Source organism: Nocardioides okcheonensis, assembly GCF_020991065.1.
Taxonomy (GTDB): Bacteria; Actinomycetota; Actinomycetes; order Propionibacteriales; family Nocardioidaceae; genus Nocardioides; species Nocardioides okcheonensis.
Genome location: NZ_CP087710.1, coordinates 280,360 through 294,661, shown reverse-complemented (window position 1 = coordinate 294,661; position 14,302 = coordinate 280,360). Strand labels below are relative to the sequence as shown.

General features: G+C 74.5%; 14 protein-coding genes and 1 pseudogene. 8 read left to right on the top strand and 7 right to left on the bottom strand.

Features of this window, described 5'->3' with window-relative positions; all coding sequences use genetic code 11:
- Positions 1-148 precede the first annotated feature (148 nt).
- The 3 genes from LN652_RS01325 to LN652_RS01315 all read left to right on the top strand — a co-directional run bounded on the left by LN652_RS01325 (position 149) and on the right by LN652_RS01315 (position 1,773).
- The gene (locus tag LN652_RS01325) at positions 149-379 is read left to right on the top strand and encodes a DUF7455 domain-containing protein (protein ID WP_230442918.1); all 231 of its coding nucleotides are present in this window, start codon (positions 149-151) and stop codon (positions 377-379) included.
- Positions 380-470: 91 nt separating this feature from the next.
- Positions 471-947 carry a DUF456 domain-containing protein gene (locus tag LN652_RS01320; protein ID WP_230442917.1) on the top strand — a complete coding sequence of 159 codons (477 nt, stop codon included), beginning with the start codon at positions 471-473 and terminating at the stop codon, positions 945-947.
- Between the two features lies 1 nt (position 948).
- Entirely contained in the window at positions 949-1,773 is an 825-nt protein-coding gene (locus LN652_RS01315) for a DMT family transporter (protein ID WP_230442916.1), read from the top strand.
- Positions 1,774-1,783: 10 nt separating this feature from the next.
- On the opposite strand, the gene LN652_RS01310 is transcribed toward LN652_RS01315, so the two are convergent.
- A complete protein-coding gene (locus tag LN652_RS01310; RefSeq protein WP_230442915.1) occupies positions 1,784-2,326 on the bottom strand; it encodes a hypothetical protein in 543 nt (180 codons plus the stop codon).
- Here LN652_RS01310 and LN652_RS01305 point away from each other — a divergent pair.
- Positions 2,325-3,305 (top strand): annotated as a pseudogene (locus tag LN652_RS01305) (CapA family protein); the annotation flags it as partial. The gene LN652_RS01310 and the pseudogene LN652_RS01305 overlap by 2 nt on opposite strands.
- 94 nt (positions 3,306-3,399) lie before the next feature.
- Here the strand turns inward: LN652_RS01305 and LN652_RS01300 are convergent.
- Complete coding sequence (locus LN652_RS01300) at positions 3,400-4,584, bottom strand: M28 family metallopeptidase (RefSeq protein WP_230442914.1); 1,185 nt, start codon at positions 4,582-4,584, stop codon at positions 3,400-3,402.
- 107 nt (positions 4,585-4,691) lie between these two features.
- On the opposite strand from LN652_RS01300, the gene LN652_RS01295 reads away from it, so the two are divergent.
- Positions 4,692-5,327: a hypothetical protein gene (locus LN652_RS01295; RefSeq protein ID WP_230442913.1), complete on the top strand. Its 636-nt coding sequence runs from the start codon at positions 4,692-4,694 to the stop codon at positions 5,325-5,327.
- Positions 5,328-5,399: 72 nt separating this feature from the next.
- Here LN652_RS01295 and LN652_RS01290 read toward each other — a convergent pair whose 3' ends face one another.
- The 3 genes from LN652_RS01290 to LN652_RS01280 all read right to left on the bottom strand — a co-directional run bounded on the left by LN652_RS01290 (position 5,400) and on the right by LN652_RS01280 (position 8,041).
- Positions 5,400-6,926 (bottom strand): RNA polymerase sigma factor, encoded by a 1,527-nt coding sequence (locus tag LN652_RS01290; RefSeq protein ID WP_407941514.1) that lies wholly within the window; start codon positions 6,924-6,926, stop codon positions 5,400-5,402.
- 96 nt (positions 6,927-7,022) lie between these two features.
- Positions 7,023-7,589 (bottom strand): HhH-GPD-type base excision DNA repair protein, encoded by a 567-nt coding sequence (locus tag LN652_RS01285; protein WP_230442912.1) that lies wholly within the window; start codon positions 7,587-7,589, stop codon positions 7,023-7,025.
- A 50-nt stretch (positions 7,590-7,639) separates the two neighbouring features.
- Positions 7,640-8,041 (bottom strand): universal stress protein, encoded by a 402-nt coding sequence (locus tag LN652_RS01280; protein WP_230442911.1) that lies wholly within the window; start codon positions 8,039-8,041, stop codon positions 7,640-7,642.
- A 124-nt stretch (positions 8,042-8,165) separates the two neighbouring features.
- Between LN652_RS01280 and LN652_RS01275 the strand changes: the two genes are divergently transcribed.
- Entirely contained in the window at positions 8,166-8,618 is a 453-nt protein-coding gene (locus tag LN652_RS01275) for a hypothetical protein (protein WP_230442910.1), read from the top strand.
- 18 nt (positions 8,619-8,636) lie between these two features.
- Here LN652_RS01275 and LN652_RS01270 read toward each other — a convergent pair whose 3' ends face one another.
- A complete protein-coding gene (locus LN652_RS01270) occupies positions 8,637-10,100 on the bottom strand; it encodes a glutamate--cysteine ligase family protein (RefSeq protein WP_230442909.1) in 1,464 nt (487 codons plus the stop codon).
- A 55-nt stretch (positions 10,101-10,155) separates the two neighbouring features.
- Complete coding sequence (locus LN652_RS01265) at positions 10,156-11,190, bottom strand: DUF4192 domain-containing protein (RefSeq protein ID WP_230442908.1); 1,035 nt, start codon at positions 11,188-11,190, stop codon at positions 10,156-10,158.
- Between the two features lie 158 nt (positions 11,191-11,348).
- On the opposite strand from LN652_RS01265, the gene LN652_RS01260 reads away from it, so the two are divergent.
- Both LN652_RS01260 and LN652_RS01255 read left to right on the top strand, forming a co-directional pair.
- Complete coding sequence (locus tag LN652_RS01260) at positions 11,349-12,653, top strand: DNA polymerase IV (RefSeq protein WP_230442907.1); 1,305 nt, start codon at positions 11,349-11,351, stop codon at positions 12,651-12,653.
- A gap of 553 nt (positions 12,654-13,206) precedes the next feature.
- Positions 13,207-14,172, top strand: coding sequence for a sigma-70 family RNA polymerase sigma factor (locus LN652_RS01255; protein ID WP_230442906.1), 966 nt, complete (start codon positions 13,207-13,209; stop codon positions 14,170-14,172).
- Positions 14,173-14,302 lie beyond the last annotated feature (130 nt).

The following is a 14,302-nucleotide window of genomic DNA, read 5'->3' as shown; positions in this document are numbered from 1 at the left end:
GGACGTTGGTCCCTCGTCCACAACATCCGGTACACGCTTGCGGACAACGCACGCGTCGGGCGACGTGGCGTGATTCACTGGAGGGGATCGCTGCACGAGGGGGCCGCTGGGAATCTTTGTCCCACTGGCTACGTTGGGCAAGACACCGATGAACAGAAATGAGGCTGACGTGACCACTGCCACCGCACCCACCCAGGCCGTCCTCACGGCGGGTGACCGCTGTGACCGCTGCGGCGCCCAGGCCTACCTGCGGGTGGAGCTCCAGACCGGCGGCGAGCTGCTGTTCTGCGCCCACCACGCCCGCGAGCACGGCGAGAAGCTCCGCGAGGTCGCTGCCACCGTCCACGACGAGACGCACAAGCTCGGCAGCGACGCCTGACCCAGCAGCACCACACCGACTCCCAGGACGACCCCGGACACGCTCTCCGGGGTCGTCCTGCGTCCGGACCCCCTTCTGGGAGGCTGGCCCGGTGAGCCTCACCGAAGTCCTCGTCGCCGTCGCGATCGCCGTCGGCATCGCCGGCATCATCGTCCCCGTGCTGCCCGGCACCCTGCTGGTGCTCGGCGCCGTCCTCGTGTGGGCCCTCGACGTCGACACCTCCACCGCGTGGGTGGTCTTCGCGGTGTGCACCGTGCTGCTCGCCGGCGGGTCCGTGGTGAAGTTCCTCGTCCCCGGGCGGCAGCTGAAGGCCTCCGGGGTGCCGAACCGCACCCTCGCGGTCGGGGCGCTGCTGGCGTTCGTGGGCTTCTTCGTGGTCCCGCTGGTCGGGATGTTCATCGGGTTCGTGCTCGGCGTCTACCTCGCCGAGCGGGCCCGCGTGGGTGCCGCGCAGGCCGGACCGTCCACCCGCGCCGCGCTGCGCGCCGTGGGCGTCTCGATCCTGGTCGAGCTGGTCGCCGCGTTCCTCGCCGCCGCCGCCTGGGTCGTGGGCGTCGTGGTGACCTGACGTGGCCGTCCTGCTCGCGCTCGCCGCGGCCGTCGCCTACGGCCTCTCGGACTTCGTCGGCGGGATCGCGTCACGGCGTACGTCGGCGTGGCCGGTCGCGTTCGTCGCGTCGTCGTCGGCCTGCGCCGGTGCCGTCGTCCTCGCCCTGGTCACCGCGGGCTCCCCCACCGCCGCCGACCTCGGCTGGGGCGCGCTCGCCGGCGTCGGGACCGGCACCGGAGGCGCGTTCCTCTACCGCGGGCTGGCCGCGGGCCGGATGGGCGTGGTCGCGCCCGTCTCGGCCGTGGGTGCGGCCCTGCTGCCCGTCGTCGTCGGTGTGGCGACCGGGGAGCGCCCCGACCTGCTCGTCTGGCTCGGCCTGGTCGCGGCGGTGCCCGGGATCTGGCTGGTGAGCCGCGAGCCGGGTGGTGGTGACCTCGCCGCGGGCATCGTCGACGGGGTGCTGGCGGGGGCGGGCTTCGGCCTGCTGTTCGCCGCGACGGGACAGGTGCCGGAGGAGGCCGGGTTCGCGCCGCTGGCGCTCGCGCAGGGCGTCGGCGTGGTCTGCGTCGCCGTCACCGCGACGCTGCTGGGCGGCCGGTGGAGGCCCGACCACCCGTCGCAGGCGTGGGGCGTCGCGGCCGGACTGCTCGCCACGACCGCCGTGGTCGCCTTCCTCCGCGCCACGCAGACCGGCCTGCTGACGGTCGCCTCGGTCGTGACCTCGCTCTACCCGGCCGTCACGATCGCGCTGGCGGCCGTCGTCCTGCGCGAGCGGGTCCACGCCTCCCAGGGCGTCGGACTGCTGCTGTGCGGGCTCGCGGTCGGCCTGGTCGCCGCCGCCTGACCCGCGAGGGTCACACCCCGAGGCCGGGCGCGATCGGGAGGCTCCACCGGTGCCGCTTCGGCGCCCAGTCCATGACCGGGTGCGACCCGTCGGCCTCGTCGACCATCTTCACCGAGACCCGCACCGTGTCCGGGTCGCCGAGGCAGGCGCGGCTGACGAGCGCCCGGAAGACGTCCTTGCGCCACTTCGGGCGGGCCGAGTAGTCGCAGTCGACCCGGTCGTCGCTGCCGCGCCAGCCGTTCGCCCTGGTCAGCACGTAGTCGGTCCCGTCGCCGAGACCGCTGCTCAGCAGGTACTCGGCCCCGCGGGCGCCCCGGTCGGTGTCGATGTAGAGCGACAGCCCCGCGGCGCTCGAGCGCACCAGCTCGGTGAACCTCACCTTGACCAGCAGGTTCCGGTTGCCGTGCATGGCCTGGAGGGCGGTGATGTCGGAGAGCGACGCCGTCGCGTCGGCCGGGTCGTCGATGCCGTAGTACTCCGCGCCCGCGGGCGCGGCGACGAGACCGGCGAGCAGGAGCGCGGGCACGGCTGCGAGCGAGATCCGAGTTCTCATGCCTCGAGTGTGGCACCCCTCCCCCGGTCGGCGTCCACCCACTTCTGGGGGGTGGACACCCGCGCGGTGGCACCATGGCGCCATGGGCGGGCAGGCGGGGTCGACCGGGGACGGCTGCGTACGCCGGCGCCTCGCGGGGGCCCTCGTCCTCGCCGCCGTCGTGGGTGGTGGGTGCACGGCGCCCGGTCCCGAGGCCCCCGGGCGGGGTGCGCCGGAGGTGCCGGGACAGCCCGGGTCGGCCCCGACGAGCACCCCGACCAGCACCCCGACGGTGCCACCCGGCGACCCCGGCCCACCGCGTCGCGCGCCCGTGCGGCTCGCGCTGGCCGGCGACGTCCACTTCGAGGGGGCCCTGTCCGAGCGGCTGGCGGAGCCCGCCACCGCCCTCGGGCCGGCCGCTCGGGTCCTGGGGGCGGCCGACCTGGCGATCCTCAACCTGGAGACGTCGGTCGGCACCGGGGGCCGGCCCGAGCCGGGCAAGCGCTTCACCTTCTCGGCGCCGCCCGCCGCCCTCGAGGCGCTGGCCGGCGCCGGGGTGGACGTCGCCGTGATGGCCAACAACCACGCGCTCGACCTCGGCCGCGGTCGGGTCCGCCAGGCGCTGCGGGCGGCCCGCTCGGCGGGCGTCGACGTCGCGGGCATCGGCCGCGACGCGCGGTCCGCGCAGCGGGCGGTGGTGACGGACGTCCGCGGCACCCGCGTCGCCACCGTGGCCGCGTCTGTCGCCGACCAGGACCCCACCGCCGACCCCACCGCCCACTGGGCCGCCGGCCCCGGCCGCCCCGGGATCGCGGTCGCCCTCGACCCGGCCCGGCTGCTGCGGAAGGTGCGTCGTGCCCGCTCGGCCGCCGACGTCGTCGTGGTCTACCTCCACTGGGGGGTGCAGGGCGAACGGTGCCCGTCGCCCGACCAGCGGGGGCTGGCCCGCCGCCTCGTGGCGGCGGGCGCCGACGTCGTGGTCGGCGCCCACGCCCACGTGCTGCAGGGCGACGGCCGGCTCGGCGGCGGCTACGTCGGCTACGGGCTCGGGAACTTCGCCTGGTACTCCCCCGGCCCGACCGGCGTGCTCACCCTCACCGTGCGGCCCGGCCGCGGTCGGAGGCCCGGGCGAGCGTCACCGGGTCCGCGTGGTGGCCGGCGCGGATCGGCGTCGACGGCGTCGCCCGCGGGGTCGCGGGCGCGGCCGCGGCCGCCTCGCGCGACGAGCGGCGGTCCCTGCGCGCGTGCGCGGGGCTGGGCTCGCTAGCCCGGCCGCGGGGCCAGCCAGGCGAGCACGAGGCGCCCGACTCGCGCCAGCTGGGCGCCCGAGACGACCGGCGGGAGGTCCGCGGCCGAGTGATAGCCGGCGTAGGGCGTCGAGCCGAGGCGCGCGGCCGGCAGACGGCCCGGACGTAGGACCAGTGGTCGCTGCTGCGCTGGCCGCCCTCGGCCACGACCGGGACCCCGGCCCGCCGTGCCGCGTCCAGCAGCGACCGCTGCACCGGGTCGCCGTCCCCCGCCGAGCCGACCGGCACCACCTCGCCGACCCCGACCCGGTCCAGCGACACCATCGCCCGCACGGCCCTCCGCTCGCGTGGCCCGAGCGCTGCGACGTGGGCGCGGGAGCCGAAGTGGTGGAGCTCGTCGCCGGGGCCGCGCGGCTCCTCGGCGCCGAAGGCCACGAGCACCACCGGCAGCCTCGTGCGCCGCTGGGCCACCGCCTCGGCCACCGCGAGGAGCACGCCCACCCCCGACGCGTTGTCCTCGGCCCCCGGCGCCTGCGGGACCGTGTCGAGGTGGGCGCCGACCACGAGGTGCGGACGGGTCCGGTCGACCCCGGGGAGCGTGGCGACCACGTTGACGGACCGACCCGCGGGCACGGCGACGCCCCAGGACTCCCCCGCCGGGACGTCGAAGGCCTGCCGCTCCACCTCCCAGCCGAGGTCGCGCAGCTCGCCGGTCACCCACCGGGCGGCGCGCCCGTACGCCGGTCCGGTGGCCTCCCGCGGACCGATCCGGCCCGCGAGGTGTCGCACCGCACGGACCGCGGTGGCCGCCCGCAGGTCCCCGGGACGCAGCGCCTCCGTGGGTGCGGCGGCCTCCGTGGTCGGGTCGGGCGTCGGCGGGGTCGCGGGGGCCCGGGCCGACCCGTCGGACGTCGGCGCGCCGGGGTCGGGCCCCGGCCCGTCCCGGTCGGCGTCGCGCTCGCCGGCCCCGGTGCAGCCGGACAGCGCGAGGGCGAGGACCACCGCGGCGGCGGCGCGGCGCTGCGGACCCATGGCAGCCACCGTAGCCCGCGAACCGAGGACCTTCGGCCCGCCCGATCCCGATGACACCGGGCCGCGGGCCGCGCCATGATCGCCCCACCCCCGACGAGAGGAACCCCATGGACGCCACCCTCCGATCCGCGTCGCACCGGTCACTGGCGGTCGGAGCCGCCGTCGCGGCCGTCGCCGCGAGCCTGGTGCTGCTCGGCTCCCCCACCGCGTCGGCGTCGGACGCTGCCGCCGCCGCGGGACCCACCAGCGAGCGCGCGGCCGGGCGCGACCGCGACCACGACGGCCTGCGCAACCGCGTCGAGCGCCGGCTCGGCCTCGACCCCCGTGACGAGGACACCGACGGCGACGGCATCGACGACGGCGACGAGGTGCACGACGGCCGTCGGGGCACCGACCCGACCGACCGCGACACCGACGACGACGGCGTGCGCGACGGCGACGAGGACTCCGACCACGACGGCGTCGACGACGAGGACGAGGACGACGCGCTCGAGTCCTGCACCGCCGACGACGACGACAGCGACCACGACGGCGTGCGCGACGAGGACGAGAACGAGCACGGCACGCGTCCGGGCGTCGCGGACAGCGACCACGACGGCACCGTCGACGGCGAGGAGGACAGCGACGACGACTCCGTCAGCGACTCCGACGAGGACGACTCGTCCGAGGACCGGTGCTCCTCCGACGACGACCACCACGACGAGGACGAGACGGACGACCACGGCTCCGAGGACCGCCGCTGAGCCGGCACGGCCACGACGCGACGAGGGCCCGACCGCTGCTGCGGTCGGGCCCTCGTCGGACGTGCGGGGTGCTCAGTCCAGGTAGTCGCGCAGGACCTGCGAGCGGCTCGGGTGGCGCAGCTTCGACATCGTCTTCGACTCGATCTGGCGGATCCGCTCGCGGGTCACGCCGTAGACCTTGCCGATCTCGTCGAGCGTCTTGGGCTGGCCGTCGGTGAGTCCGAACCGCATCGACACCACGCCCGCCTCGCGCTCGGAGAGCGTGTCGAGGACCGCGTGCAGCTGCTCCTGCAGGAGGGTGAAGGAGACGGCGTCCGCGGGGACGATCGCCTCGGAGTCCTCGATCAGGTCACCGAACTCGGAGTCGCCGTCCTCGCCGAGCGGGGTGTGCAGCGAGATCGGCTCGCGGCCGTACTTCTGGACCTCGATGACCTTCTCCGGGGTCATGTCGAGCTCCTTGGCCAGCTCCTCCGGCGTGGGCTCGCGGCCCAGGTCCTGGAGCATCTGGCGCTGCACGCGGGCGAGCTTGTTGATGACCTCGACCATGTGCACCGGGATGCGGATGGTGCGGGCCTGGTCGGCCATCGCGCGGGTGATCGCCTGCCGGATCCACCAGGTCGCGTAGGTCGAGAACTTGTAGCCCTTGGTGTAGTCGAACTTCTCGACCGCACGGATCAGTCCGAGGTTGCCCTCCTGGATCAGGTCGAGGAAGAGCATGCCGCGACCGGTGTAGCGCTTGGCGAGCGACACGACGAGGCGGAGGTTGGCCTCGAGGAGGTGGTTCTTGGCGCGCCGACCGTCCTCGGCGATCCACTCGTACTCCTCGAGCATCTTCGCGCTGATCCGGCCGCCCTTGGCGAGCTTCTCCTCCGAGAACAGGCCGGCCTCGATCCGCTTGGCGAGCTCGACCTCCATCTCGGCGTTGAGGAGGGGCACCTTGCCGATCTGCTTGAGGTAGTCCTTGACCGGGTCGGCGGTCGCACCGGCGACCATGACCTGCTGCTCGGGCTCGTCGGTCTCGTCGGCCGCGGAGACGGTGAAGGCCTGCTTCTCGTCCTCCTTGATCGTGGGATCGGCGACGACGTCCTTCTCGAACTGGTCGTCGGGGATGTCCGGCAGGACCTTCTTGCCGTCGGCCCCCACGGCCGGCGCCTCGACGGCGCCGAGGTCGACGACCTCGTCGGCGTCGGTCGCCTTGGCAGCCTTCTTCGCCGGCGCCTTCTTGGCGGGCGCGGCCTTCTTGGCGGCGGCCTTCCTGGCCGGTGCCGCGGGCTCGGCCGTGGCCGACGCGGCGGAGGACGCGGCGGCCTTCTTGGCCGGCGCCTTCTTCGCCGCGGCGGAGGTGGACGCCCGCTTGCTCGTGGCGGCGACGGCGCGCAGGCTCGAGGCGTCGAGCTGCACCGTGATGCCGAGCTCGCCCAGGTGGACGAGCAGCGCCTTCAGGTGGCGAGGCTCGACCCCCGCCTCGTCACTGGCCCGTCGCACGTCCTGGGGGGACACGGTGCCGGTCGGGGCGCCGCCCTCGACCAGGGCGGTGATGGAGGGGTGCGACAGCACCTCGGCGGGGAGCAACTTGCGTGCGTGTGAGGACACGAACACCTCTCGTCAAGCAACTTCGGGGCGCGGCGAGGCCCGGAGACGTCAAGAGCCGCTCGGTCATTCTGCCACGAGGGTCCACGGAAGCGTGGATCGCCCTCACTGCGCGTCGCGTGCGGCCGCCTTCTTCGCCTTCTTGAAGTCGCGGACCTTCTGGAGGGAGTCGGCGTCGACGACGTCCGCGACCGACCGGTGCCCCTCGAGGGCGTAGTCGCCGACGGCGGCCTCCCACCCGTCGGGCCGCACGCCGAGCTGCTTGGCGAGCAGGGCCACGAAGATCTGGGCCTTCTGCTTGCCGAAGCCGGGCAGCGCCATCACCCGCTTGAGCAGGTCCTTGCCGTCGCGTGCCTCGGTCCAGAGCCGGGACGCGTCCCCGCCGTAGGTGTCCTCGACGATGCGCGCCAGCTCCTGCATCCGGACCGACATCGACCCCGGGAAGCGGTGGATCGCGGGCGGCGTGGAGGCCATCGCCGCGAACTCCTCGGGGTCGGCGGCCGCGATCGCGCCCGGCTCGACGGTGCCGAACCGGTCGAGGACCTTGGCCGGGCCGCGGAACGCGTGCTCCATCGGGTACTGCTGGTCGAGCATCATGCCCACCAGCAGCGCGAACGCGGAGTCGTCGAGGACCTTGTCGGCGGCCGGGTCACCGGTGATCTGGAAGCCCATGGGGCGATTGTGCCAGTCCGACGTCCCGCGCGGCCGCTAGCGGGTCGGCGTCACTGGGCCTTGACGGCGAGCACCGGGCACGGGGCGTCGAGCAGGACCCGCTGGGCGTTGCTGCCCAGGATCAGCTTGCCGACCGGCGAGCGACGTCGCAGGCCGATGACGAGGAGCTCGGCGTCGTTGGCCTCCGCGATGCTGATCAGGTCCTCGGCGGGCTCGAAGCCGCGCACCAGCTGGCGTACGTCGTGCTCGACGCCGGAGGCCTCGAGCTTCTCGCGGATCGACGCCATGTCGTCCTCGGCGGCGCGGGCCCTGACCCCGTCGAACTCCTGGCCGCCGCGGTGGGAGTTCACCACGACCAGCTTGCCGCCGCGCAGCTTCGCCTCGCTGATGCCGGCTGCGAGGGCAGCCTCGCCCTCCGGCTTCGGGACGTATCCGACGACAACGGTGCCCATGGGGTCTCCTCTCGCGGCCGCAGCCCCGTGTGGCTGGCCTGCTGGCACCGTAACGGAAACCGGCAGGGTCGGACAGCCTGTGGACAGGCGCGTCGGGGCGGCCCCCGTCCGGGAGGGTGGGACGGTGATCCGCACCGCCCTCCGGGCCCCGATCGACCGCGACACCCACGCGGCGCTGCGCGCTGCCGTGCTGGGGCTGGTCGACGCGCGACCCGGTCGCCGGTTCGACCCGGTCCTGCACGCGGGCCGCCCGGGTCTCGCCGTGCACCACCCGGACCCGGGACCCCCGACCGTGCGCGCGGCTCCCGGTGACGACCCCGGCGTGCGCGCCGACCTCGCGCTCGCGCTGCTGCGCCGGGCGCTGGCGCTGCACCCCCGGCCCCTCGTCTGGCTCACCCGGCCCGGCGAGCTCAGCGTCCACGACGACGACCTGCGCTGGCTCCACCCGACGTCGTGGGCCGCCGGCGCCCTCGGCCTGCCGGTCGGGCTCGTGGTCGTGACGCCCCGCGGCTGGTTCGACCCGGTGTCCGACGTCCGGCGGGAGTGGCGGCGGATCCGGCGACGCGCGGGCGGGTGAGCCCGGCCCGGTCCGGGCTCAGTCCCAGTCGTGGACCGGCTGGTTGCTGTGCATCCGCTCGCGGTAGTCGAGGAGCGTCGCCCGGAGCGCGTCGTAGCGGTCGGCTCCCCCGCGCTCGTGGACGCGCCCGACGAACCACGCGGCGCCACTGGTCTCCTTGAGGCAGCGCTGCTCGATGATGCCGAGGTACCGGTCGCTCTCCTCGCTCGGCACGCCGTAGGAGTCGAGACCGGCGCGCGCCATCGGCAGCAACCGCCTCAGCACCAGCTCGGTGGCCCGGACCTGGCCGATGCCCGGCCAGTAGACCTGGGCGTCGACGCCCATCTGGGCGGCGACCTGGAAGTTCTCCTCGGCCGCGGAGAACGACATCTGCGACCACAGCGGGCGCTCGTTCTCCGCGAGGTGGCGCACGAGGCCGAACCACAGCGCGGCGTTGGCGATCGTGTCGGCCACGGTCGGCCCGGCGGCGAGCAGGCGGTTCTCGACCCGCAGGTGCGGCACGCCGTCGGCGATGTCGTAGACGGGGCGGTTCCAGCGGTAGATCGTCCCGTTGTGCAGGCGCAGCTCGTGCAGCTGCGGGGTGCCGCCCCCGTCGAGGACCTCGAGCGGGTCCTCCTCGTCGGTGACCGGGAGGAGGGCCGGGAAGTAGCGGACGTTCTCCTCGAACAGGTCGAACACCGAGGTGATCCACCGCTCGCCGAACCACACCCGGGGGCGTACGCCCTGCGCCTTGAGCTCCTCGCTGCGCGTGTCGGTGGCCTGCTCGAAGAGCGGGATGCGCGTCTCGCGCCAGAGCTCCTTGCCGAGCAGGAACGGGGAGTTGGCCGAGACCGCGACCTGGATGCCGGCGATCGCCTGCGCGGCGTTCCAGTAGGCGGCGAACTGGTCGGGCGAGGTCTGCACGTGGAACTGGGTGCTCGTGCAGGCCGCCTCGGGCACGATCGAGTCCGCCGACGTGGTGAGCCGCTCGCGCCCCGAGATGCTGATCGTGATGTCCTCGCCGCGGGCGTTGAGGATCTGCTCGGACAGCAGCTTGTAGCGCGGGTTCGCGCTGAGCGCCGAGACGCCCATGTGCCCCTCCGCCAGGGTGGGGAGGATCCCGATCATCACCTGGTGGGCGCCCACCTCGGCGGCCTTCTCCTCGGCGTTGTTGAGGGAGCGACGCAGGCTGTCCTCGAAGGTGGACAGGCCGCCCTCGCGCAGCTTGGCCGGGGCGAGGTTGACCTCGATGTTGAACTGGCCGAGCTCGGTCTGGAAGTCGGGGTCGGCGAGCGCCTCGAGCACCTCGGCGTTCTTCAGCGCCGGGTCGCCGGCGTCGTCGATGAGGTTGAGCTCCATCTCGAGCCCGGTCATCGGGTCGTCGGTGTCGAAGCGGGACTCGCGCAGCATCCGGGCGAAGACGTCGAGGTTGCGACGGATCTTCTCGCGGTGGCGGGTCCGGTCAGCCCGGCTGAACTCCTGCTGATCGACTTCTTCTCCCATGACCGCACCCTAGTCAGGCCGACGGTCCGCCGGGAACGCCCGCGCGGGCGACGTCTCACGCGGCGGGGTCCCCCGACCCGTCCAGCGCCGGCCGGAGGCCCTCCCACGTGGCGGGGTCGACCGCTCCCTCCAGCAGCTGGGCGACGAGCCCGGCCAGCGAGTGGTCGGGGCGCCCCTCCCGGCTGCGGTCGACCGCGCACCAGGCCAGCGCGCCGTCGCCCAGGAGCCACGCCGCGAAGCCGAGGACGGCCGCCGGTCCGGCCACGTGCTCGACCGGGAGGCGACGCACGGCGTCGGACCACAGGTCGACCGCGGCGCGCGCCCGCTCGCGCGAGAGCCACACCCACGCCTCGTCGCGGAGCGGGCCGGAGGTGACGCTCACCGCGACCGCCGCCAGCTCGTCGGTCGAGAACGAGCGGTTGCCGGCGAGACGGCGGTGGCACAGCGCGCCCAGGGCACCGGGCGCGAGCGCGACCGCGTGCGGGACCCGGGCGGCGGTGAGCGCCGCCTCGTGCGGGTCCGGTGCGATCGTGGCGCGCAGCGCCTCGCGGCTGGGGTGGGTGACGCGTCCGTCGAGGACGCCCTGGGCGGTGAACCGGTGGTCGGCCAGGGTGAAGGGCACCCCCTGGTAGGCGTCGAGGGGCGCACCGGGGAGCACCGCGAACCAGTGGGAGTCGTGCACCCGCAGGACCTGGTGGACGGTGACCCCCTCGGCGACGAGCTCCTCGTGGAGCGCCCAGGCGGCCTCGTCGGCGACGGTCGTGTCGTCGTCGTAGACCACGAGGACCACCTCGCGGACGCGGTGGCGGCGCACGGGGCGCACCAGCGCCTCGACCACGTCGTCGACGTCGTCGGGGTCGTGCGGGAGGTCGACGCGGGCGTGCAGGCCGCCGGACGCGCCGACGCTCACCAGCACCACCGAGCGCTCGGGGACGAAACCGAGCGCGAGCGGGACGAAGGCGACGAGGTCCTCGGGCGTGCGGGCGCGCAGCCGGGTGGCCGGCGGGCGGTCCGGGTGCGGCGGGTGCAGCGGGTGCAGCGGCACGGGCGGCACCGGGCGCTGCTCGGGAGTGGAGGGTGTCGGTGTCATGGGGACCACGCTTCCCGCGCGCACCGACCTCCCACGCCTCCCGGGTCGGCGGCCTGTGGACGACGGCCCCCGGGGGCGACCTGTGGACGGCTGGCGGGCTGGGACACTGGTCCGGTGACGGCGCACTCCCCCACCGACGGCCCCGGGACCCGGGGCTGATGCGCGCCACCGCCTCCGTCCTCCACGTCGACCTCGACGCGTTCTTCGCCGCCGTGGAGCAGCGCGACAAGCCGTCGCTGCGGGGCAAGCCGGTGATCGTCGGGGGCACGGGCGGGCGGGGCGTGGTCGCCACGGCCTCCTACGAGGCACGCCGCTACGGCGTGGGCTCGGCCATGTCGGGGCGCGAGGCGCGGGCCCGCTGCCCGCACGCCGCCTTCCTCAGCGGCCGGTTCCACGCCTACCGCGCCACCAGCCGGCTGGTCATGGACGTCCTGCGTGACGTGTCGCCCCTGGTGGAGCCGCTCTCGCTGGACGAGGCGTTCGTCGACCTCGCGGCGGCCGGGCTGCCCGACCTGGAGGTGGCGACCGTGACGGAGGTGGGGGCGGAGCTGCGCCGTCGCATCCACGAGGTGACGGGCGGGCTGACGGCCACGGTCGGCATCGCCTCGTCGAAGTTCCTCGCCAAGGTGGCCAGCGAGCTCGACAAGCCCGACGGCATGACGGTGGTCGCGCCGGGCACCGAGCTCGACCTCCTGCGGCCGATGCGGGTGGGCGTGATCCCCGGGGTCGGGCCGGCGACGGCCGACCGGCTGCGCCGCGCCGGCATCCACACCATCGCCGAGCTCGAGCGCACCGGCGAGGACGAGCTGGTCGCGCTCCTCGGCAAGGCCCACGGGCACGGCCTGTGGCAGCTCGCCCGCGCCCGTGACGACCGCCCGGTCGTGTCCGAGCGCGAGGCCAAGTCGATCAGCGTCGAGGGCACCTACGACTCCGACCTCACCGACCGGCGGCTGATGGAGGGCCTGCTCACCCGGCAGGCCCGGGACGTGGGCGCACGGATGCGCAAGGGCGGGCACTCGGGTCGCACCGTGACGATCAAGGTGCGGCTGCACGACTTCACGACGCTGAGCCGGTCGAGCACGCTGTCCAGCCCGACCGACGACGGCGGCACCATCGCCCGGGTCGCCCGCTCGCTGCTCGCCGACCTCGACACCACCGGAGGCGTCCGGCTCCTCGGCGTCGGCGTCTCCGGCCTCGCCGACTGGGTCCAGGAGGACCTGTTCGGGGAGACGACCGCCGAGGAGGACGAGGTCGAGGTCGCGCTGCCCACGCCGCCGCGCCGGGCCTGGCCGCCCGGTGCTGACGTGGTCCACGACGAGATGGGTCCGGGCTGGGTCTGGGGGTCCGGGTCGGGCGTCGTCACCGTCCGCTTCGAGACCGCCGACACGCCACCCGGCCCGGTGCGCAGCTATCGGACCGACGACCCGGCCCTGCGCCGGGTCGAGCCGCCCGCCGACGACTGAGCGCTCCTCCGGGCGGGGCGGCTCCGGAACGAGGTGAGGGGCTCCCGGCGGTATGAGCGCCAGGAGCCCCTCGATTCGGCCGGGTGTGGTGACGTCCGGCCCACCGGACCCGGCACCGCGTCCCCGCCGACCCCGTCACCGGGCCTGCGCGGCGAGCGTGCTCGCCGGGTGGAACTCGTGCCGTCCGATCCGATCTCCGACCCCGCCGAAGCGGTGCCGGTAGCCAGAGTTCTATGCCCGTCGTCCCCGTCGGCACAAGGGTCCCGGCGCACAAACCTGGGGTCCCACAGGGTTGCCCACAGAACTCGTGCCGTCCTCCACAGCACGGCGCCGACCGTCCACAGGGCCCGGGACCATCGGCCACCGAGGACGACCCCGCACGACGTACCCCTGAGAAGTCCCTGAGAGTTCGTCGATCGTGCAACTCACGGGGTACCTGAGTCGTCAAGGCAGGTGAAGGCACCGGCAATCGGCAGGGAACACCGCGTCGAACACAGGTGTTGGAACAGGCGTGCGACACGGGGTGGTCGCACCGGAAGCAGGAGGACACACCATGAGCACCGCACAGGCCAACCGCAGCACGACCACGACCCGCGAGATCGAGGGCCGCGACAGCGTCGGGCTCTACCTCGACGAGATCGCCCGCACCCCCCTGCTCGACGCCGAGACCGAGGTCGAGCTCTCCAAGACCATCGAGGCCGGCCTGATGGCCCAGCACCTCCTCGACACCGGACGCATCGGCCGCCGCAAGGGCGGCGCCCCGATGAGCGCCAGCGAGGCCGAGCTCGAGTGGCTCGCCGAGCAGGGCCGCCTCGCGGTCGACCGGTTCATCGAGGCCAACCTCCGCCTGGTGGTGTCGATCGCCCGCAAGTACGGCCGCTCGCAGATGCCGATGCTCGACCTGATCCAGGAGGGCAACACCGGCCTGATCCGCGCGGTCGAGAAGTTCGACTACACCAAGGGCTACAAGTTCTCCACGTACGCCACCTGGTGGGTGCGGCAGGCGATCACCCGCGGCATCGCGCAGCAGGCCCGCGTCGTCCGGCTCCCCGTCCACGTCGTCGAGGAGCTCAACCAGGTCGGCAGCGCGCGACGCACGCTCGAGCGCCAGCTCGGCCGCGAGCCCGAGCCGCAGGAGATCGCGACCGAGCTCGGCATGGACCTCGACCGGGTCCTCGACCTGATGAGCTGGGGCCGCGACCACGTGTCGCTCGACACCCCGGTCGACGAGGACGGCGACACCTCGCTGGGCGACCTGATGGCCCAGGAGACCGCCCCGGGGCCCGACCTCAACGTCCTGGACGCCGAGGCCCGCCAGCGTCTCGACGACCTCGTCGGCATCCTCGACGAGCGCTCGGCCGACATCGTGCGGGCCCGCTACGGCCTCGCCGACGGCCGCCAGCACAAGCTCGCCGACATCGGTGCCCGCCACGGCATCTCCGCCGAGCGGGTCCGCCAGCTCGAGCGGGAGGCGCTGCAGAAGCTCCGCCGCGCCGGCGACCCCGACCTGGCTGCCTGACGGCGGGACCTAGGCCCCTCCACCCTTTCAGCGATCCCCGGTCAGCCGGGGATCGCTGAACTTGTCAGGGCGTGCACGGCCTGACAAGTTCAGCGAGAGCCTGACCGAGTGGCCGTCGCGGGCCTCACCG